Source organism: Cyclobacterium salsum (genome assembly GCF_010119245.1).
GTDB lineage: Bacteria > Bacteroidota > Bacteroidia > Cytophagales > Cyclobacteriaceae > Cyclobacterium > Cyclobacterium salsum.
Genome location: NZ_WNKG01000005.1, coordinates 437,997 through 455,329, shown reverse-complemented (window position 1 = coordinate 455,329; position 17,333 = coordinate 437,997). Strand labels below are relative to the sequence as shown.

General features: G+C 42.2%; 18 protein-coding genes. 12 read left to right on the top strand and 6 right to left on the bottom strand.

Features of this window, described 5'->3' with window-relative positions; genetic code table 11:
• Positions 1 to 294 precede the first annotated feature (294 nt).
• The 3 genes from GJS45_RS11270 to GJS45_RS11260 all read right to left on the bottom strand — a co-directional run bounded on the left by GJS45_RS11270 (position 295) and on the right by GJS45_RS11260 (position 3,586).
• A complete protein-coding gene (locus GJS45_RS11270) occupies positions 295 to 1,443 on the bottom strand; it encodes a hypothetical protein (protein ID WP_162341928.1) in 1,149 nt (382 codons plus the stop codon).
• Positions 1,444 to 1,499: 56 nt separating this feature from the next.
• Positions 1,500 to 2,663, bottom strand: coding sequence for a hypothetical protein (locus GJS45_RS11265; RefSeq protein WP_162341927.1), 1,164 nt, complete (start codon positions 2,661 to 2,663; stop codon positions 1,500 to 1,502).
• 470 nt (positions 2,664 to 3,133) lie between these two features.
• Positions 3,134 to 3,586 (bottom strand): PH domain-containing protein, encoded by a 453-nt coding sequence (locus GJS45_RS11260; protein WP_162341926.1) that lies wholly within the window; start codon positions 3,584 to 3,586, stop codon positions 3,134 to 3,136.
• A gap of 268 nt (positions 3,587 to 3,854) precedes the next feature.
• Between GJS45_RS11260 and GJS45_RS11255 the strand changes: the two genes are divergently transcribed.
• The 8 genes from GJS45_RS11255 to GJS45_RS11220 all read left to right on the top strand — a co-directional run bounded on the left by GJS45_RS11255 (position 3,855) and on the right by GJS45_RS11220 (position 12,063).
• Positions 3,855 to 5,045 carry an ATP-binding protein gene (locus tag GJS45_RS11255; RefSeq protein WP_162341925.1) on the top strand — a complete coding sequence of 397 codons (1,191 nt, stop codon included), beginning with the start codon at positions 3,855 to 3,857 and terminating at the stop codon, positions 5,043 to 5,045.
• A gap of 428 nt (positions 5,046 to 5,473) precedes the next feature.
• Positions 5,474 to 6,061: an XRE family transcriptional regulator gene (locus GJS45_RS11250; protein WP_162341924.1), complete on the top strand. Its 588-nt coding sequence runs from the start codon at positions 5,474 to 5,476 to the stop codon at positions 6,059 to 6,061.
• Entirely contained in the window at positions 6,051 to 6,398 is a 348-nt protein-coding gene (locus tag GJS45_RS11245; protein ID WP_162341923.1) for a HepT-like ribonuclease domain-containing protein, read from the top strand. The genes GJS45_RS11250 and GJS45_RS11245 overlap by 11 nt, the downstream gene beginning before the upstream one ends.
• Positions 6,399 to 6,720: 322 nt before the next feature.
• The gene (locus GJS45_RS11240; protein ID WP_162341922.1) at positions 6,721 to 7,326 is read left to right on the top strand and encodes a Uma2 family endonuclease; all 606 of its coding nucleotides are present in this window, start codon (positions 6,721 to 6,723) and stop codon (positions 7,324 to 7,326) included.
• A gap of 1,242 nt (positions 7,327 to 8,568) precedes the next feature.
• On the top strand, positions 8,569 to 8,793 hold the full coding sequence (locus tag GJS45_RS11235) for a hypothetical protein (RefSeq protein WP_162341921.1): 225 nt from the start codon (positions 8,569 to 8,571) through the stop codon (positions 8,791 to 8,793).
• Positions 8,794 to 8,933: 140 nt separating this feature from the next.
• On the top strand, positions 8,934 to 10,076 hold the full coding sequence (locus GJS45_RS11230) for a hypothetical protein (protein ID WP_162341920.1): 1,143 nt from the start codon (positions 8,934 to 8,936) through the stop codon (positions 10,074 to 10,076).
• A gap of 309 nt (positions 10,077 to 10,385) precedes the next feature.
• Positions 10,386 to 11,462 carry a 6-bladed beta-propeller gene (locus GJS45_RS11225; protein WP_162341919.1) on the top strand — a complete coding sequence of 359 codons (1,077 nt, stop codon included), beginning with the start codon at positions 10,386 to 10,388 and terminating at the stop codon, positions 11,460 to 11,462.
• A gap of 439 nt (positions 11,463 to 11,901) precedes the next feature.
• Positions 11,902 to 12,063 carry a cysteine peptidase family C39 domain-containing protein gene (locus GJS45_RS11220; RefSeq protein WP_162341951.1) on the top strand — a complete coding sequence of 54 codons (162 nt, stop codon included), beginning with the start codon at positions 11,902 to 11,904 and terminating at the stop codon, positions 12,061 to 12,063.
• Between the two features lie 142 nt (positions 12,064 to 12,205).
• On the opposite strand, the gene GJS45_RS11215 is transcribed toward GJS45_RS11220, so the two are convergent.
• Positions 12,206 to 12,355 (bottom strand): hypothetical protein, encoded by a 150-nt coding sequence (locus GJS45_RS11215; protein WP_162341918.1) that lies wholly within the window; start codon positions 12,353 to 12,355, stop codon positions 12,206 to 12,208.
• A 300-nt stretch (positions 12,356 to 12,655) separates the two neighbouring features.
• On the opposite strand from GJS45_RS11215, the gene GJS45_RS11210 reads away from it, so the two are divergent.
• The 4 genes from GJS45_RS11210 (at position 12,656) to GJS45_RS11195 (ending at position 15,790) form a co-directional block, all read left to right on the top strand.
• The gene (locus GJS45_RS11210) at positions 12,656 to 13,822 is read left to right on the top strand and encodes a hypothetical protein (protein WP_162341916.1); all 1,167 of its coding nucleotides are present in this window, start codon (positions 12,656 to 12,658) and stop codon (positions 13,820 to 13,822) included.
• Positions 13,823 to 14,071: 249 nt separating this feature from the next.
• Positions 14,072 to 15,157, top strand: coding sequence for a TolB-like 6-bladed beta-propeller domain-containing protein (locus GJS45_RS11205; protein WP_262887937.1), 1,086 nt, complete (start codon positions 14,072 to 14,074; stop codon positions 15,155 to 15,157).
• 160 nt (positions 15,158 to 15,317) lie between these two features.
• Positions 15,318 to 15,623: a hypothetical protein gene (locus tag GJS45_RS11200; RefSeq protein WP_162341912.1), complete on the top strand. Its 306-nt coding sequence runs from the start codon at positions 15,318 to 15,320 to the stop codon at positions 15,621 to 15,623.
• Positions 15,593 to 15,790, top strand: coding sequence for a hypothetical protein (locus GJS45_RS11195; protein WP_162341910.1), 198 nt, complete (start codon positions 15,593 to 15,595; stop codon positions 15,788 to 15,790). The genes GJS45_RS11200 and GJS45_RS11195 overlap by 31 nt, the downstream gene beginning before the upstream one ends.
• A gap of 322 nt (positions 15,791 to 16,112) precedes the next feature.
• Here GJS45_RS11195 and ftsY read toward each other — a convergent pair whose 3' ends face one another.
• On the bottom strand, positions 16,113 to 17,069 hold the full coding sequence (ftsY, locus tag GJS45_RS11190) for a signal recognition particle-docking protein FtsY (protein WP_162341908.1): 957 nt from the start codon (positions 17,067 to 17,069) through the stop codon (positions 16,113 to 16,115).
• Positions 17,070 to 17,159: 90 nt separating this feature from the next.
• Entirely contained in the window at positions 17,160 to 17,312 is a 153-nt protein-coding gene (locus GJS45_RS11185) for a DUF4295 domain-containing protein (protein WP_162341906.1), read from the bottom strand.
• Positions 17,313 to 17,333 lie beyond the last annotated feature (21 nt).

Genomic DNA, 17,333 nt, shown 5'->3' with positions numbered 1-17,333 from the left:
GTAGGACTAACAATGAATAAAATTTAAATCTGTAAACTTTTTTCAGGACGGGTCAGTCTTTGAGACCTCGAAGGTTTTTTCGTGAACGCTTAGTAAGAGACGGGGTTCGGAAAACCCCAAAGATCAATATCCGTAACCTTTGGGGTCTTTGAGACCTCGAAGGTTTTTTCGTGAACGCTTCGGAAAAAGACCTTCGGGGTTCGGAAAACCCCAAAGGTCAATATCCATAACCTTTGAGGTCTTTGAGACCCCGATGGTTTTTTTCGTAAACGTACAGGAAAGACCTTCTTTAGATTATTTTATAAGCAACTTCATTTGATAAAAAGTAACCTTATCCTCCTCCACCCCAAAATAATCCTGGTCCTTCAGACCCAAAATAGCTCCCTTTTCATCCAACACACTGCTGAGCGTGATACCCTGTGGAACCGCAATATCCTTTTGCAGTATCCGATGTTCCCGGTCCAGAACCGCCAGGTAGTTTTTGATTTGGTGTAAAAAAGCCCTGCTTTCTTCCATCGTATTCCTGGGAAGGGATTTGGCTTTTTCCTCCTCCATACCCTTGGTGTAATGGATGAGGATCTGGCTGTCCAACACATACAGGTTTTGAATCCTGCCAAAGACATTGTAAAGACTCGCTTCGTAGTAATCATCCATGTTGGCCATGGGAACGCCTTTTATTGCGACGGCATCTTTCAGGTCCAGGTCGATGGTTTTTTGGTAATCCAATTCTCCCCCTGCCTGTGTGTACACGTGATAGGCCAATTCGCCCCTGAAATAGACCAGCCACCCCTCTCCTGCAGGAATCACGGTAGGAAAGGTCCAGTGGTAAAAATTGCCGTCCTCGTATATCGTTCCGGGTGGAAAAGGCATGGTCTGCCTGTAGGCACCTGTTTCCGGATCAACAAGCTCCAGAATGGGACTGCGGTAAATGCTTTCGAACATTTCGGCCTGGTTGGTATAATCCTGTTCTCCCCTTTCCGGTCGGATATAGGCCAGTTCCTTTCCGAAGGCATGAACGGGACTTTTGAGCCCATTGATAAAGGTGTACGGTGGATTTAAATCCAAGCGCTTGACGATTTCTCCCTCCCTGGAAAAAAACAGCAAGCCCTTTGCGGCATCCATTACCGTGAACTGCCCCTTAAAAAAGCCCCATCCCATGGCCCAGGAGATGGCATTGGGGCCATCCTTTGCCAGGTGAAACCGGGAACTGACGGTTCCTTCCCTGTCAAACAGCAGTACTTCATCCGTACCGTTGTCCATGCCCAGAAACAGGTGGGTTGACGAGTCATAGTCATAAAGAAACAGATTCCCCTGATAATCCACCTGAATGGAATCGGTCAGCATCAATTGATAGCCGGAAAAAGGATCGTCTCTTATTTTATCTTTATTCCTGCACCCAAAAAAGGCCAAAGCCAAACAGCATATACAAAGCCCTATTTTCATCTTCCCAAGATTCACAAAAGAAAATGAAACATTACGTAAAAGATGTTAAATTAAATTTACTCTTCCCCTAAATCCAAACTGTATTGATACAAGGTATGAAAATCCTCTTCCACGCCGGCATATTCCTGGTCCTTAAAGGCAACGATCCGTTCTTCTCTGTCAACGAGGGCCTCAAAAGGAACCATGCTTTTCGGAATGGGCAGGTCCACTGCGCGCAGGCCAAACTCGGAATCAAAAACGGCAAACTCCATGGGAAAGGAGTACACCAATTCCCGCCGCTGCGCAGGATCAGACACATCATAGGCCGCTTTCGTTTCGGGAGATACGCCCTTGCTGTAAAAGGCGATCAAATGCTCCTTCAGGGGTAAAAACCGGTGGATCTGGGGGATACGGTAGACAAGCCCGTTTTTTTCGAAAAAGGTATCCATCTGCTCCAATGGGACCGGCTGGTCCGGGAAGGCGTTCTTCGAAGGAATTTTTACCGTCCGCTCAAAGAGCAATTGTTGTTCCTTTTCGCTGTAAACATGAAACTCCAGGGCATTATTGACCGAAAGGAACCATTGGGAGCCGCTATTTTGGATAAGGGGCGTAGGGTATCCATAAAAGAGCCCTTCTTCAAAGGCACCGGTTTCCGGAAACTGCATGGTAGGATAGTATTCGCCGCTGATCGTATCCAGCACCTCCATCATGGGTCCTCCGTCCAGCATGCGTTGGTAGGCTGCCTGCCGGTCTTGGCCTTCTTCCGCCGATTCAGGTTTATGGTACAGCAACTTATCCCCCAGCGAAGAGGCTGCTATATGTGCGCCCCCCACGATCCAAAAATAGGTATAGGGTATCTCCGTCCGGTTCAGCAGCTTTCCCTCTCGGCTCAGGGTATAGATTTTATCACCAAAGATACAGATGTTTCCTGCCGAGAAGGTGGGGTTCAGCCCATAGCCGCTGATGGCCTCCGGGCCGTCGTCTTGCAGGATAAAAAAATGTTGGATAGCTCCTGAGGCATCAAAAATCAAGACTTCCCTTTTTTGTTGGTTATAGGCCAGGTAGCGGTTGGTTTCCGGATCGTAATCCTTTAGTTCCAGGCTGCCCATATAATCGATGCGAACGGAGTCCACCAATTGAAGGGAATAGCTGCCAGCACCGGAAGTTTCCTTTTGGGAGCGGGAGCAGGAAAGCAGGCAAGTTGCTAGTAGTGTTATTAGGACTAGGCGAAGATTCGACATGATTAAAAGTAAAACTATTGGTTTAAAAAAACAAAGCAAAGCTTCCTACTTGCTGCTGTTAGAGGAATTTTTTTCAGACCGTTTAAATGGCATTTATTCAGCTTTAGTTGGTTAACTGTCCATTAGATTTACATGCACTAGTGGACCGCTAGCGCTTTCGGGTAGTGTAACTAAATCCCTCCGCCGCGGCCTTTGAAAGGGGGATTTGCTGAAATGGTAATTTGTGGCTAAAGTCGGGAAATTTAGTCGGTCGGCGGAATGGCAAGGCTTCTGAATTCCGTAAACCCGAACGTGCACAAATCCCCCTTGCTAAGGGGGAAAAAGGGGGATTTTTTCGAGCATACTAATTATTTAAGGGTTGAAAGTTACGTTAGTAATCCCCCTGCCCCCTTTGAAAGGGGGATTTAACTTTTTCAAAATTTGCAAGTACGTTCCTGGATTTCGATATGCTCAACACTTTTTTATGCCCCTTAGGGATCTTTCCCGGGTGGGATCACCTGAATGCTGGGGTTGATGGTGAGCAGGTCGGCAATCAGGGCATCACTGTCTTCCGGGGCAATGTACACATCGTCATACCGGTTGTATTTTACAATCAAGCCTCCGGTAGCCAATGCAGGCTTCACTCCCACCCAGCGGGTTTTGCCTTTAAGGATGGTCCGGATGCTACCTATGTCAATTTCTCCCTTGATATAGCCTGACTTGTAGTAAAAGGTATGACCCCGTACCCAATACCGGGTGTCAAAATACGGCCAGATAATCAATAAGGCCGGAGCGGTAAGGGGGATGATCCTTCGCAACTTTTCCTTCCACGGTTTGGTACCCAAAAACCCGTATGCCAGTGGCAATACCAACATGGCGAGCAGAATACCCTGCATCAGGGGTCCTTTTTTGGCTTTGTATGTTTTCATTTTAAGTGGCGTCATCCCATTATTTTTACTACTAAAAATAGCGAAGATTTGAGATTATTTAAAAATATCAAGGTAATTTTCAATGGAATCCAACACTCTCAGGGCTAAAGGGTCGGGAGGGTTTTGGATTGTTCAGACCTGATTTTTTGTCATTGGAATTGCTTTGAGTAGGAAAAGAGGTGGTTAAGGTTTACTGTTTAATTTTATGTAATTTGAAAGTTTTACTTTCAAATTACATACTTTCTGGTTAATTTTATTAAAAACCTACTGAATTTAAGTAATAATGATCCGTCGGATTCTTGAAGATAAACTGATCCAGGGTTTAAAATCCATGCCAGTAGTCGTCCTATTGGGACCCAGACAGGTCGGAAAGACAACCCTTGCAATAGACCTGACCAAATTAGACCTGGGTAAACCCCTCCATTACCTGGATCTGGAACTTGATTCGGATCTGGCAAAGCTGGATGATGCGGAAAGCTACCTGAGAAGGTTTGAAAACCAACTAATGGTAATCGATGAAATTCAACGTCGCCCCGCGTTATTTAAAATCCTCCGGGGATTGGTGGACGTAAGGAAAAGAGCTGGGGAAAGAACCTGCCAATTTTTGCTTTTGGGGTCTGCTTCGAAAGATCTATTGCAGCAGTCTTCTGAGACCTTGGCTGGCAGAATCAGGTATTTGGAACTCAGTCCATTTTCAGTCATGGAGCTGTATCAGAATGATCCTTCGGGATTCAACTATGAGAAACTCTGGTTTAGAGGAGGGTTTCCAGATAGCTATCTGGCCGAAACGGATAGTGACAGTTGGGATTGGAGATACGATTTTATCACTACCTACGTAGAACGGGACATACCCTTATTTGGAGCCCAGGTTTCAGCTACCCGCATGAAACGATTTTGGTCCATGCTGGCGCATTACCATGGCCAACAAGCCGTGCTTAGCGAAATAGCTAAAAGTCTGGAAGTCAGTCACACCACCATTCGGACGTATTTGGACATTCTTCAGGATTTCTTTATGGTGAGGCAGTTGCAGCCCTGGTCTGGGAATACCAGAAAAAGATTGGTCAAGTCCCCGAAGATTTATATTCGGGATACGGGTTTGTTACACAGTCTATTAACGATCCCCAGTTTCGAACAATTGATGGGACACCCGTTGGTTGGCGCTAGCTGGGAAGGGTTTGTTATAGAAAATATCAGTACGCTCCTGACCCCCGATTGGGTCAGCAGCTATTATCGATCAAGCAATCAAAGTGAAATAGACTTGGTTTTGGAAGGACCTGCCCGGGAGGTTTGGGCGATAGAAATAAAAAAATCGGTTTCCCCAACCTTGAGTTCAGGATTTTACCATGCTTGTGAAGACATACAAGCCACAAGAAAGCTTGTGATTTATTCCGGTTCCGACCAATTCCCTATGAAAGGCGGTATTGAAGTAATAGGATTGGTGGCATTTTTGAAAATGATTAGGGAAAAAAATTAGGACAAATCCGAAATCGAACCATTTGCACATTAGCAAATCAATTTATCAGCCAATCATTCATCAAACCATTGTACCATCATATAATAAGATGATCAATTTGTGCTGGGTGAAATTTGTAATTTCTCCCTGATATTTACGAAAATGCAATTTGGAACACCATATTCCAAAAGGTCATTTGTAATGGCCAGGCGTAAATGAAATTTAGTTATTTCTTCATAAAACCATGTAATCGTTTGAAATCACGTAATTGAAATCACGTAATCAGGATTGTAAATCCTGCTAATCCGGGTTCGGCATGGCAAATTCCGAACAGCACGGGTTACCAATAAAATGCAGATAATTACTAGGAACCTTTGTTTTTTTCAAATCACTCTTTGCTTCTTTGACAAATTTTGTCAAGTTTTAAGTATCCAAAATCCAAAAATTGTATGCGTAGCCTGGGAGAAACCATCAGGGAATTAAGGAATGAAAGGGAACTTCCACTTCGGACGGTGGCTGATCATCTCGGTATTGACCAGGCTATTTTGAGTAAGATCGAACGCGGACTCCGAAGACCAAAGCGGGAGCTGGTAGTCAGGCTGGCTGCTTATTTTCAAATTTCCGAAAAAGATTTATTGCTGGCCTGGTTAGCAGACAAAATAACGTATGAGCTTGGTGATGAAGAGCTCGCTTTGGAAGCATTGCAAATGGCTGAAGAAAGGGCAGCTTATGCCGCATTTCAGAAAATTGACAGGGATCGGATTCTGAGAAAAATACAAAATGGAATCAGCAAATTCAAGCAGGTAAAAAAGGCCTGGATATATGGATCATTTGCCAGGCAAGATGATGGGCCGAAAAGCGATGTGGACATTGCGGTTCAAGCTGATCCCACTTTCTCCTATTTTGATCTGGTGGATATCCAATATGCCTTGGAAAAAACCATCGACCGCAAGGTGGATATAGGATTTATCGATTCATTTAAACCTTATATTTTTGAGCAGGTAAAAAAGGACCTAAAATTGATATATGAAAGATAAGCATTGGGATAGCCAGAGGAGATTAGCGCAAATCCTTAAAGCCATAATTACCATCGACCGATATGTAGAAGGGTTGGATCGGATTGCTTTCTGCAAAAACGGGCTTGTTCAGGATGCTGTATTGATGCAATTTATTATTATCGGGGAGTCAATCGACTACGTGGAAAACGAAAAATTGGTTAAATATGACTATCCATGGTATAAGGTTAAGTCCTTTAGAAATATGATCGCTCACGACTATTTCAACATCAAAATGACAGCCGTTTGGGAAATTATCCAAAAAGACTTACCCCATTTAAAATCAATGGTTTCCGTAATTTTACAATCGGAGTTTTGACTTTTCGTATGCCGGATTGTACTCGTTTGCGGTAGCCATGGTGGTGGTTAAGGGTTAAAGGGCCGGAAACGCTTTGGAAGCTGACAAAAATAGGGATATTCTGTGTTTCTTTTACGGCAATTTGATAAGACGGGTAGGAAAAGGGTTGTTTAGATTTCGTCAGATGATATTGGCCTGGGCAGCAAAGTACCCTGGTAGTCTTTTGGGGTTTTGTATCGAAATCCAGGCCTCCAGACCATGTTTCCGTTACCGATAGGTATTTCTCGCAGAATTGATTGGTTTTTATTATTTTTATCAATCATTGACGTGTTTTGTTAGCCCTATGGAAACGCAACCTGAAAAAAACATAGCCAAAGAACCTGACTTTGCTTACGGCTCCTATACGTATGCGGATTATCTTACCTGGGAGATAGATGAAATGGTAGAACTGATCCGTGGAAAGGTGTTTCGACAGGCAGCCGCACCAGGAGTGATACACCAACGGATTTCCGGAAAAATTTTCTACTCGCTGTACGATTTTCTAAAGGGTAAGCCTTGTGAAGTATTCTCAGCACCTTTTGATGTACGACTGCCAGTGGCTTCAAAAAAGAATGAAGATATCGATACGGTTGTCCAACCGGACTTATGTGTCGTATGTGATGCAGGGAAGATAGACGAACGTGGCTGTCTTGGTGCACCAGACTTGATCATAGAAATACTTTCTCCCGGCAATAATCGAAAAGACTTGAAGTTGAAATACGATGTATATGAGGCTTCGGGAGTGAAAGAATACTGGGTCATCCATCCGGATGAGCGAACGCTACTTGTCTATTCCCTTAATAAGCGGAAATATCGCGCCTCCCGTTTATTCACCTTGGGTGACAGGGTAATTTCTGAAGCCGTGCCTGGATTTGAGCTGGAGCTGGATCATGTTTTTGGAGGATTATAGTTTGGTCTCTGACTTGGGATTCCCAGGCACAAAAAAGAATACTAAAACAGTATCATATACGAAGCCAGTATTTCGGACTACAGTAGAACAACACCTAAGCTATTATAGGGTGAATCAAAAAGAACAATGTATTATGTCCTGATTACAATATCATCCAAGATCCCTCAAGCGCTTGTATTGGAACAATATGTTATTTTTTTGCCATACCTGCGTATCAAAGAAACGAAAGACAGCATTTGCTATCCAGTTATTCAAACCCAAGCACTGAAGGTGCGCAATACCCAAACACAGGGTGTAGCCCTGTGTCTAAACCCGAAACCTAAACCCCAGCCCTGAAAGGGCGAAATATGTTTGGCACACATCGACAGAAAAGAATATGCCGCCCGTTCACGGGATAAAACTGCCAGTTCACGGGGAATATAATTAATCCTATATGAAGTGTATCGCTAATTATTCCAATTTAGGCTAAGGCTTCTCCTCATTTCAAGCCTTCGATGAATGAAAACCGAACGGAATCCCAAGCACTGAAGGTGCTTAATACCAAAGCACAGGGTGCAGCCCTGTGTTTAAACCCAAAATCTAAACCCCAGCCCTGTAAGGGCGAAATATATTTGCCAAACCGCTCATCAGTCCATAGAAAAAAATATGCCGCCCATACAGGGCTCAGAGCAATCGGGGATTCCCATATCGATGGGCTACACCCATCGCTGAGGTATCCCGCCCTTTCAGGGCTTGGATGAATGAAAACCGAACGGAATCCCGAGCACTGAAGGTGCACAATACCAAAGCACAGGGTGCAGCCCTGTGTCTAAACCCGAAACCTAAACCCCAGCCCTGTAAGGGCGAAATATGTTTGGCACACATCGACAGAAAAGAATATGCCGCCCGTTCACGGGAAAAACAGGCCAGTTCACGGGAAATACAATTATTCAATTCTATTTTTTGATTTTATCCATTAGATTGGGAAGTAATAAGAGCAAAAACATATATAGATTCCTACTTTTCTGGTAATCTACCTACCATTAAGCTGTTTGAATCGCATGAATAATTGTTTCCACTGCTCCGGGAAGATTCCTGAATAGCGAAAATTCGCTTTACCAAAGGAATACTGAATCGCAGACATCAAAGAAATAATGCTTAAAAATAGGCATATAAAGATATTCTATTGCGATAAATGGGCACAAATCCCGGGTGTCCTTATTTGGTCCGGGAGAACAATAAACTTTCTTAATCAAAAGAGAAATGAAAAAGTTGAATTTAGAAAAATTAAAGCTGGCGGCAGAGGATGTGCTGCAACGTGGCCAATTGGCTACTATTTATGGAGGTTCAGGAGGTTCTTGCTACCACTCATTAACCTGTATTGATGGAACTGAAATAAATGATAGAACTGGACCATGTCCTTCATCCTCAAGCGGTGGTTGTATAAATAATGGCGGGATAGACCAATGCACCCAGGCAGGTTGCTAAATCATCCATCGATACTATCTTATTTTGTAAGTTAGTATCGATGCTTTTAGAAATGATTTCATTTTTCAGATTAAATTGCTCTTCAATTGGGTTTAAATCATCAAAGCCAATAACGAAATAGCGGCAAAAAAACCTTCAAGATGGTTAAAGAAGTCAAAGAAATAAAAACACAATACATATTGTTACTCTTATTATGGTTTTCATGCGGTAGAGAAAATAATACCAGGTCTCAAAACCAAATTGCACCCACCTATTATCTGGAAAAGGTAGATTCCATCCAAATAGACCGGGGAAACATCATCAGGGTATTGGATTATAGCCCTGTGAACAATCGCTTCCTGGCCTTTGACCAAATCACGCAAGAGTTTTTGGTTTTTAATGATCAAGGACAGATACTGGAATCGGTTTACCGGGAGGGAGAAGGTCCGAATGAGTATAATTCAAGCCTAATAGCTGCCTCCTTTAACGATGAAGACGGGGGGTATTTTATGCTTAGTTCAATTGAATTCCTTCGTTACAATGAAAAATGGGAAGTTGAAGAAAGAATCCGTTTTACTTCTTATGTTCAATTAAGATTTTATTCAGGTCCAAAAGTCGCCATACCCTATTATTCACTTTCGGACACTTCAGAGAATTATTTTTTTACTAGTTTTTTCTCAGGAATAAATACTTTTGTTGGTAGCAATGCCAAAGAAATCAGTCCAGACTATCTTATTGAGCAGTATAACCCAACTAAAAAAAGTATTGAATGGAAGCTACCATTTGAAACCGAATTGCTACCGGAATTTGAATCAAACGAAGAGAGTGGGAAAACTAAACCTACACAGGTATTCTCATTGGATAAGGAAGCAAACCTTCTCTACCTTACTTTTGAACGATCAAAGGAAATTGGTGTGTATGATATAGCTGAAGATTTTAAGTTACAGAAAAAAATAAAATTTGATCACGAGAGCTTCCTTCATTCCAATAAATCAAAGAATACAGGTCTTTTCAACTTTGGGGATGAGAAGTTTGCTGTACTTTATTATAAGGGTCTTTCTGAGGCGGCCACCGAGGCTCGAAAAATCAATAATTCAGGTTTCCCTCTCCACGACCCTTCTTTGTACAGTTTGATCCTGTTGGAAGCTGGTTTTCAGCAAGAGATGGAGTTTCCTATGATCTGTGAACCCCATTTGGAATTCATCAAATTACCTGGAAATCGCATCATGCTGCGGGACAAATTTAAAGGAGCAAAAGAGCCTGAGCATTCCAACTATTCAATTTTTGAATTGAAGCAAAAATGAAAAGTAGAAGGCTTCAAAAATATTTTGTGTGTTTAAAAATTAAAGCTGGCAGCAACGGATGTGCTACAACGAAGTCAGATGGGGACCATTTATTGGGGATCTGGAGGTAGTACGAACTGCCAATGGGTATGCACCTGTGATGGTGGTGAACCTTTTTCCCTTTGGGATTGCTCCGGGGATCCAACCAAAATTTGTGAAGTAGGTAGCCATTGTAGCGGACAAGATTAACAGTACAATTTGTGTTGCGAACTATTGACTAATGAAATGGAGGGTCTGTTGATCCTCCATTATTTAAAACTTTACAACGCTATGTTAGGTAAAAATTCTATTCGTGTTTTTCTATTATTCGTTGCTTCCCCTTTTTTGATATTTGGTTGTAGTAAAACCCCAAAAACGGACCTTACATCGATACATGTCCCAAATAAAATAGATGAACCTGTTCTCCTTTCTGAACTAGCCATCACAGATAAGAAGATAAAATTAGAGACAAAAGATGGCGTTTTTCTTGGAAATATTGTTGATGTTAAATTATATAAAGACAGGTTATTTGTCTCTGATAAAAAAAAGGTTTCAATTTTTGATTTGGAAGGAAATTTTATTCAATTTTTGGGTGAGGAAGGCGAGGGTCCAGGAGAGTATAAACTGGTTACTTCTATGGATATCGATTCTGCTTCAGGTCTAATCTATGTTTCATCATACAATAAGCTTTTGGTTTTTGGAGCTGACTTAGGGCTTGTCGAAGAAAGAAAATTGGGCTATCCTATAGGGTATTTGAAAGTTTTGGATGGAGACCTATGGATAGTTTCTGAGGAGATAGGGATAAAGGTTGGGGATAAAACTGCTAATCAGACCAACCTCTACAAGCTGGGTAATACTTTCGAGATTTCAGATACCATTCCCTTTAGGAGGGTGATTTTGGACAAAATACAAATAGGAGGCTATTGGTTTAGGTATTGGTTGTCAGATACTGGAGAAGGAATATTTTTGTTCATGCCGGTTCTTACACCGGAAAATACGCTCCGGGACACTTTGTACCAGTTATCAGATGGGATGATAAAACCAGCTATTAAGTTCCATTTTGAACGGGCCCAATCCCTGAATGAGCAGGGTTACCAAACGCTTTTGCTGTATAACGTTGTGAACAGTTCTTCATATTATATTTTAGAATATGCCCAAGATTGGGAACCATTCATGTTTCTGTATGACAAGAAAAACAAAATAGGATACAACCTTAGCAAGGGATTGACCGATGCTGATGGCGATCCTGTGTTTTTGAGACCGTTGGATTTGGATGCGGATCTCTTTTATTATACCAAAAAGAAAGCATTTAGCGACCTATCCACTGAGGAAGAAAATCCCGAAATTGGAATTGTTAAGTTAAGATAATCATCAAACCATCACATCATCGAATCATCACACCATTCCGGACAATCATTTCTTTCAGGGCATAAAACCGCCCATTTACGGGGAAGATAATTACCCCTATTTGAATTATATCTTTAATTATTTTAATGCAAGCTGAGGTTTCTCCCCATTTCAGGGCGTGGATGACTGGAAAACGAACAGAATCTCAAGCACTGAAAGTGCGCAATACCCAAACACAGGGTGCAGCCCTGTGTCTAAACCCGAAACGGGAACCCAAGCCCTGCCGGGGCGAAATATGTTTGGCAAACCCCACATCCGATATAGAAAAAAATATACCGCCCGTTCACGGGAAAAATGGGGCAGTTCAAGGGAAATACACTTATTCACTTATATTTTTTGATTTTATCCATTAGATTGGGCAGTAACAAGCTAAAAAGCATAGACAGATGACTTTAACCGGCTGAAACAGGCACAGTTTCCCCTGATCGCCCATTGGGATAAAAGGCACTTTGTGGTGGTGTACCGGATCTATATCTCCCTGCAGGAAATACATTCAATCAATGGATTAATTCCATCCAAGTGTTTTTCTCAAACCGAAATGCCATTTTTAGGTTTTCAATGAAACTTATGACTTTCTGTTGAGTAATTTTACTCATTATATTGAGTAAATTATAAAATGACACCTTTAATGATTGATATTCTGCTATTTATAAAATAATTTTATCCCAGGTAAACCAATAAATGAAAGCCACAAGGTCTGCCATTTAAAACAAATCCAACACATTCGTTTGCAAAAATTCTTGCCAATGAACGCCAGCTTCCCCTATCAGCAGGGATTTTTCAGGTTTGAATTTTTTGTCAAAAGCCCCCAAGCCGGATAGCTTTCCTGTTTTTTCTGTTCTTTGGTATGCCATAATTATTTTACTCAATATATTGAGTAAATGCGAATCTTTAGTTTATTGTAGAGACCAAAAGCATGATGCTCCGAAACGGGGAACTTTTTTCCAAATTTCTAAAAACCTCTTTATCATTTCATAAAGCTCCTCTACTTTACAACTATTTAATAGCATGGGTACTGACACTACGTAAGTAAGAGCCAATAATAAAATAAAAACTCGAATTTAAATTAGGTTTTCCGATTGACAACCACATATCTATTTGTTAAATTGAGTTAACTAAGATAAATTATACCAAATTCAACGGCTAAAATGTATATGAAGAATTTGATCTTCCTTTTTACCATACTCACATTTTTAAGTTCCTGTGAAAAAAAAGAACATACAGCATCCGAAAAAGCGGTTAATACCGTTTCACTCCAAAAGTTGGACAGCATACAGATTTACTATTTAGGTACTCCTATTGTACATGATATTGACCCATTATCTGAAACGGTAGTCTTTATGGAACAAAAGGAGTTCTTGGCAAAAATCCTGGTAGCGGATTTTGATGGGAACATCTTACATTCCTATTTAAAATCCGGGGATGTTCCTGATAGCTACGGTGGCCTTATTTCTACCCTTAAAATTGAAAGCGACAGCTCATTTATTGCCTATGGATCCAATGGGTTTTTAAGATATGATTTTTCAGGAAAGCTTTTATCTCAGGTAGATCACCAAGATTTTCAACCTCCCATATTCAAACAACTTGCTATGCAGTTTGGGATGGAAAAAATTGGGGATCGTTATATTTTTGAGGAACAGGACTATCGCGGCGTAAACGTACGTGACAGTGATCATTATAAGGATTTATATTTGCTCTCTTGGCTTGACCCTGAAACAGGAGAGAGGGAACCGTTTCTTAAGATTCCAGAGACCAGTATCTTTCGAAACGGAAAATATTTCTTTGCTCATTCCTGGAAACCAATTTTCACGATTTCAGAAGATCTAATATATGTAGCATTTGGCATAGAACCCGTTATTTATGCTTTTAAAAGCGTAGCTCCCTACGCCCTGGTAAAGAAAATTCCACTTGATCTTGAGGAATATCGCTATTTTAAAGGTGGAAATGACTATTCTTCCGTCGCTAACTTCATGCATTTACGTAATAGAACCGGCAGAATAGAGGCCATTAATATTATCGATGGATATTATATTATTTCTTATTTTCCAGGATTTAATAGAGTGGATATTGAACAGGCGTTAATGAATAAATCACCAGAAGAGGCAACGTTTTTTCGAGAGCGCATGCAAGAAAAATACCCAAATAGAATTGCCATTTTTGATTCATTGGGTATTCGGTTAAACGATTTTGTTCCAAAGGGACTAGTGGCTGAGGAAATGCTACTCCGCAATGGCGGGCTATGGATGGTAGGAAAGGAAGACCCCAATACAGAAAAAGACTATTTCATGCTATACAATTTAGAGCTTAAAAAAATGGAGTGATAAAAGATGATACTATTAAACGACTTAAGCCCCCCCCAAATGAACAAAAAGCCGGGTAAACATTTTGCGAACGGTGGGAAAATTTGGATTTATGAGAATGGGAATGATGAAATGGGATTTGTCCGTTTGGGGATGAGTAAATTGTAAATGAAATTTAGAAGCCCTGAATAACAGATGTTATTTTTCTATATTATTTATATTAATTTAAAGCCAAACCCACCCCAAAAAACAATGATCTATCTTCGAGGCTTGTCATTATTACTAGCGATTCCTTTTACCGCATCTACATTCATTTTTTCTTGCGCACCAAATACAAAGCGGGCTAAAAACGAAAAAACCTTCACCTTCGAAACGCTGCCAGAGTCGATCTCCCTTCAGGGTAAAAAAATATATTATCCTGAACTAAAAATGCCTTATACCCTGTTCACGAATAATGAATTGTTAATTGTAGGAGAGAGCAGAAGAACCTATGACGAATTCCCTCCCATTCACCTTATTCACAGCCAAAAAATGGATTACCTGGGCGCTAAAGGAGTGATCGGATTTGGTCCAGGAGAACTTTCAGATGTTGCCGGAATGGATGCAGGTTCAAATGAAAATACATTTTGGGTGTACAGTGCCATGGAGAAGCGGTTTTCCGAATTCAGTCTGGAAGACACGGCCTCCCTTTCTTCCAATCAAATCAAACAAGAGGGAGATTTTTTTATGGCAATGGCGATGAAGTTTTCTTCCGATAGCACGGTGATGTGCCGAATGGTCAACGATCCCTTTCGATTCGTAGAATTTAGTTTGGATGGGCAGCGAATTAAAAATTATGGCAAATGGAAAGACATTTTGGTTCGAAAAGATTTTACTAATTACATGATGGCCGATCTGCACCTAGGCTATTTTCAGGGAAATCAACGTAACCAAACCTACGCATATGCCAGTGCATACCGGGACCGCCTGGAAATTTTAGATAAGAAATCGGAACAAATATATCTGGTAGATGGTCCATATAATTTTATTCCTGAGTTTACAGCAGCGACTTCCGGCGGTAAATCCAATGGTGTCATCGTAGACATCAACGAACCCATGGCTTATGCAGCCGTAGAGGTAAGTGATGATTACATTTATGGCCTCTATTGTGGCAGAACATTCAGGGAAGTACGTGAAGGCAGCGAATATGCTACTGAAATCTACGTATTTGATCTACAGGGCACTATTATCTGTGAATTAAAACTGGATACGAGCATCCGGGCCCTTGCCGTAAATGAGCAGGCCGGCAAATTGTATGGTATCACCACAGATGAAGATCCTGGAATTGCTGTTTTTGATTTACCTTCGTTCGACTAACAAAAAAGGCACTATTTCACATCCTTTAACGATACAGACTATATTCATAATTGGATTAGATTTTTAAACAAGCTATTTTCACCTACTGGACCCCTTCCCTAGCTGAGTTTAAGGAGAAATTCTTTAGGCCTCCGATTGTAAACGTAAATCAAACGCTGTTTTGATAGCCTTTCTACAAATACTAAGTGTATTCTCATGTTTTATCCTGTCGCCTTCTGATACCAGTAGGTTTATATCCGTGCCCCTGGACCACCGGGATCCCCGCGGCAAGCAAATAGAAATCAGTTATACCCTCTTCCAACCCTACGAGGAACAAAAAGAAACCATCCTGCTTCTGGAGGATCCACTGGACAGCTATTTTCAGCAAGGCATGGAGCTCCGGGAACTGGCGGATGAATTTAACCTGGTGCAAATCAAAGGCCGCAATACGATGTATTGGCGGAGTTCTACCCCCAGTCCAGCCTGATGCTGCTCCGGGATGGACATGCTTTGGGGAAATTGAGGGCTACCGGATTGCAACGGGAGCTTATCCGCTCCTTTTTACTTGAGGATAATCAGGAAAAAATCGGCGTTTACCAGTCCCTGCAGGAAGCTGGGCTGCTGTATGATAAAAGAGACAGCAATAACCTTTGAGGTCTTTGAGACCTCGATGGTTTTTTCGTGAACGCTCCGAGTCAGACCTTCGGGGTTGGGAAAACCCCAAAGGTCAATAGTCTTAAACCTTTGAGGTCTTTGAGACCTCGAAGGTTTCAAACGTACACGTTCCAAGAAAGACCTTCGGGGTTGAAGAAACCCCAATGGTCAATACCCGAAACCTTTGAGGTCTTTGGGACCTCAAAGGTTTTAAACGTACACGTTCCAGAAAAGACCTTCGGGGTTGGGGAAACCCCAAAGGTCAATGCCCGAAACCTTTGAGGTCTTTGGGACCTCAAAGGTTTTGTTCTTTTCCCTAACCTCACTTTTTCTTAAAAAGCGAATCCACAAATTCCCGGCGGTCAAAGACCTGCAAATCCGTCATCTTCTCTCCCACCCCAATATACTTTACCGGAATCTTGAATTGATCCGAAATGCCGATGACCACACCTCCTTTGGCCGTCCCGTCCAGTTTGGTGATGGCCAGGGCGCTGATCTCGGTCGCTTTGGTAAATTCCTTGGCCTGAATAAAGGCATTCTGACCGGTAGAGCCATCCAATACCAGCAAAATCTCATGCGGCGCCTCAGGGATGAATTTTTGCATCACCCGCTTGATCTTGGTCAGTTCGTTCATCAGGTTGACCTTGGTATGTAGCCGGCCCGCCGTATCCACAATCACCACATCCGCCTTCATTTCCACGGCCTTTTTTACCGTGTCAAAGGCTACCGAAGCAGGGTCGGTGTTCATGCCATGGGAGATAACCGGCACGTCCACCCGTTCCCCCCAGAGGATAAGCTGGTCCACGGCAGCTGCCCGGAAGGTATCCGCCGCTCCCAGCACCACTGACTTTCCGGCCTGCTTGAATTGGTGGGCCAGTTTTCCGATCGTCGTCGTCTTGCCCACCCCGTTGACCCCTACTACCATGATGACGTAGGGCTTTTTGCCTTCCGGAAGGTCAAAGTCGCCCAGATCCTGGGTATTGTTCTCCTCCAAAAGTCCGGACACCTCCTCCCGTAACAGTAGGTCCAGTTCGGCGGTATTCACATATTTGTCTCGGGCCACCCGCTCTTCAATGCGCCGGATGATCTTGATGGTGGTATCCACACCTACATCGGAGGTGATCAGGATCTCTTCCAGCTCATCCAGGATATCCTCATCCACTTTGGACTTGCCCACGATGGCTTTGCCCAGCTTTGAAAAAAGGTTATTGCTGGATTTCTCCAGCCCCTTGTCCAGACTCTCTTTTTCCTCTTTAGAAAAAAAACCAAATATTCCCATAAGTACGTTTCTATGACCCGAATATACGCAAAAATCCCTTTCGATAAGAACCGAAAGGGATGTATAAATGCGTGAATGGCGGGATAATCCTTATTTTTTAAGGGTCTCCTGAACCAAAGGACTGGGCACCATTTCCTCCTTGAAGGTATAGGCTCCGGTCTTCTCGGACCGAACCGCTTTGATCACTTTGGCATACGAGACACCACCTTCTTTTTTCAGTGTTGCTACTACTTTCTTAGCCATAATATTTCTGTTTTATCCCGA